2 protein-coding genes and 2 pseudogenes are annotated in these 3,445 nt (G+C 70.4%); all 4 read right to left on the bottom strand.

The window, feature by feature from the left end:
- Positions 1 to 182: pseudogene (locus tag GPY60_RS27370) on the bottom strand (DUF5666 domain-containing protein); the annotation flags it as partial.
- A 129-nt stretch (positions 183 to 311) separates the two neighbouring features.
- Positions 312 to 1,082: a hypothetical protein gene (locus GPY60_RS26295; RefSeq protein WP_156690627.1), complete on the bottom strand. Its 771-nt coding sequence runs from the start codon at positions 1,080 to 1,082 to the stop codon at positions 312 to 314.
- 72 nt (positions 1,083 to 1,154) lie between these two features.
- Positions 1,155 to 2,981 carry an acyl-CoA dehydrogenase gene (locus GPY60_RS26300; protein WP_156690628.1) on the bottom strand — a complete coding sequence of 609 codons (1,827 nt, stop codon included), beginning with the start codon at positions 2,979 to 2,981 and terminating at the stop codon, positions 1,155 to 1,157.
- Positions 2,982 to 3,062: 81 nt separating this feature from the next.
- A pseudogene (locus GPY60_RS26825) lies at positions 3,063 to 3,445 on the bottom strand (PE family protein); the annotation flags it as partial.

The raw sequence follows: 3,445 nt of genomic DNA on the forward strand, positions 1-3,445 counted from the left end.
GGTGGAGGGTGTGCCGCTGTGGGTGCCGGGCTGGGCGGGATCGCGGACACCGTGGGCTTGCCCGCGCCGCCCGACGGGTCGTGCGCGGGGCTGCACAAGGTGATGGCGAAGGCGACGACGGCGATTCCGGCGGCCAGGCCGGCTACCCTGAGCAGCCGCGGATCCACCCGCGTCGTCGCCACCAACACCCCCTCGCTCCTGCGCCGTCGCGAACGGATACCCACGTTTTCACGGCTGTGTCGCGCGGTGTGATGCGACTCTCCGGTGCGCCTGGATGGTGCTGGACTCGCCCGCGCCCTAACCCCGGCGCGTCACCGGCCCTGCGGCTTGCCCGGGCACTTGTTGTCGACGGCCGGCCGCACCCGCAGGGACGTCGCCTGCAGCGTCGCGTTGTCCATCGTCCCGCGGGCGTAGAGGCACTTGCCCGGGGTGACCGCGTCGGCGGCGGCGGCCGCCACCTTCGTGTACTTCGTCTTGTCGTTGACGGTCACGGGCGTCTGGGTGGTGTTGCCGCTGGCGTCGGTGCCCGTCAGGTTGACGGTGTTGCCGTTGACGAACGCGACCGCCCCCTGCACCCACGTGGGCTTCGCCGGCGCGGGCGTCGTGGGTGAGCCGGACGGCGCGGGGCCGTTGGAACCCGGCGCCGTCTTCTTCTCCTTCGGGCAGGCGCCGTTGACCGCCTGGCTCACCTGGACCGAGGCGGCGGTGACCGGCTGGCCCGGCTGCGGTTCCTGCTCGGGCCGGACGCTGACGCAGCTGCCCGGGGTGACGTCGGTGAGCGCCGCCGGGGTGACCTCCGTGATCTTCGTCGTGGACGTGAAGGTCACCGCGGCATTGCCGTTGTCTTCCTTGGTGACCTGGATCGAGTTGCCGGCGACCGACGCGATCATTCCGCGGACCTGCGCCTCGCCGCCCGGCGCCGCGGTGGCCGACGTGACGGTCGACGTGGAGGTGGAGGTCGATGTCGACGTCTGGCTGGTGTTGTTCGACGAGCCGCAGGCGGCGACGGACAGCGCGGCGGCGCCGGCGACGGCGACGACCGCGAAGCGGGTGAGCCGCGGTAGGTGACAGCTTTCGGACATCAACGTTTCTCCCCTCGATGGAATAGCCCCACGAAGGGTGTACCGGATGAAGCTGTGGCTGGGCTGTGCGTGTCAGAACGCGTCTTCGGACACGCGCATGACGTCGCCGTCGATCGACTCGATGACAGTCCGCAGGGCGCTCAGCCTGGGCAGCATGTTCTTGGCGAAGAACGCCGCCGTGGCGACCTTGCCGCGGTAGAACATCTCGTCGCTCTGCGACGGGGAGCCCTGCAGGGCCGCGTGCGCGACGCCGGCCTGCACCAGCAGCCGCCACCCGATGAGCAGGTCGCCGACGGCGAGCAGGTACCGCACGGAGGCCAGCCCCACCTTGTAGATCTCGGGGGGATGCTGCGCGGCGGACATCAGGTAGCCCGTCAGCGCGCCGGTCATGCCGGTGACGTCGTCGAGCGCGGCCTGCAGGGCGACGGCCTGCGGCTTGAGCGCTCCGTCGCAGGTGTCGATGGTCTGACTGATCTGCGCCGTCACGAACTGCAGCGCCTCTCCCCGGTCGCGGACGATCTTGCGGAAGAAGAAGTCCAGTGCCTGGATGGCGGTCGTGCCCTCGTACAGCGAGTCGATCTTGGAGTCGCGGATGTACTGCTCGAGCGGATAGTCGGTCAGAAAGCCCGAGCCGCCCAGCGTCTGCAGCGATTCGGTCAACACCTCGTAGGCCCGCTCCGAGCTCACCCCCTTGACGATCGGCAGCAGCAGATCGTCCACGCGGTGCGCCATGTCATGGTCGGCGCCCGAGACGTGTTGCGCCACAGCATCGTCCTGATGCGCGGCGGCGTACTGGTAGAGCGCCCGCAGGCCCTCGGCGTACGCCTTCTGGGTCATCAGGCTGCGGCGGACGTCGGGGTGGTGCATGATCGTGACGCGCGGCGCGGTCTTGTCGGACATCTGGGTCAGATCGGCGCCCTGCACCCGCTCCTTGGCGAAGGCCAACGCGTTGAGGTAGCCCGTGGACAGGGTTCCGGCTGCCTTGACGCCGATCGTCATGCGGGCCTGCTCGATCACGGTGAACATCTGCGCGATGCCGTTGTGCACGCCGCCCACCAGATAGCCGACGGCGGGATGCGTTGCGCCGAAGGTCACTTCGCACGTGGGAGACGACTTGATGCCCATCTTGTGTTCCACCCCGGTGACGTAAACCCCGTTGCGAGAACCGAGTTCGAAGGTGTCCGGGTCGAAGAGGTGGTTGGGCACGTAGAACAGGCTCAGCCCCTTGGTGCCCGGGCCGGCGCCCTCCGGGCGCGCCAGCACAAGGTGGAAGATGTTCTCGGCGGTGTCGCCGACGTCGCCGCCGGAGATGAACCGCTTGACGCCCTCGATGTGCCACGTGCCGTCCGGTTGCTCGATCGCCTTCGCGCGGCCGGCGCCGACGTCGGAGCCGGCGTCGGGTTCGGTGAGCACCATCGTGGCCGCCCATCCGCGTTCGACGCCCTCGGCCGCCCACCGGCGCTGCTCGTCGGTGCCCTCGACATACAGCGCCTGTGCCATGAACGGTCCCAGGGTGAAGAAGCTCGCGGACGGGTTGGCGCAGATCATCATCTCGTGGACCGCCCAGGCCAGCGGCGGGGGCGCGGCCATGCCGCCGATCTCCTCGGCCATGCCGAGCCGCCACCACCCGGCCTCCTTGATGGCCTCGACCGTCTTCGCCAGTTCCGGCGGCACGGTGATCGCGTTGGTGGCCGGGTCGAACGCCGGCGGGTTGCGGTCGGCGAAGGCGAAGGTTTCCGCGACCGGGCCCTCGGCCAGCCGTGCGGCTTCGGCCAGGATCGTGCGGACCGTGTCCTCGTCGAGGTCGCCGTAGCGCCCGTCGCCGAGGACGGCTCCTACGTCGAGGACCTCCAGGATGTTGAACTCGAGATCGCGGACGTTGGCGATGTAATGCCCCACGGCGATTCCCTCCACTCGGGCCGATGGGGGTCAGTGTGTCCGAGTGAGGAAAACGTACGCAACCGTAAGTAAGCGGGGCGGTTACCCGTGGGCGCCGAACAGCAACCCGCCGGTGCCGCCGAGACCGGGGTTGTGCGGGAGGATCGCGCCGGGCGCTGGGCCGCCGTGGCCGCCATTGCCGATCAACAAAGCGTTGCCACCGTTTCCGCCATTGCCGGTCACCGTCCCGCCGGGGCCGCCACTTCCGCCGTTGCCGATGAGACCGGCCTGGCCGCCGACGCCACCGTCGCTGGTGGTGCCGCCGCCGCCACCGCCCCCGCCGTCGCCGAACAAGAAGCCCGCGGGGCCGCCTGCCCCGCCCCCGCCGAAGGACAGTGAGCTACCACCCGTGCCACCGCTGCCGATGAGCCATGCCCGGCCGCCGGCGCCGCCACCGGCGGGGGCCGCCCCGCCCGGCACCCCGG

Origin of the sequence: Mycobacterium sp. Marseille-P9652, assembly GCF_902652685.1 — a bacterium.
Taxonomy (GTDB): domain Bacteria; phylum Actinomycetota; class Actinomycetes; order Mycobacteriales; family Mycobacteriaceae; genus Mycobacterium.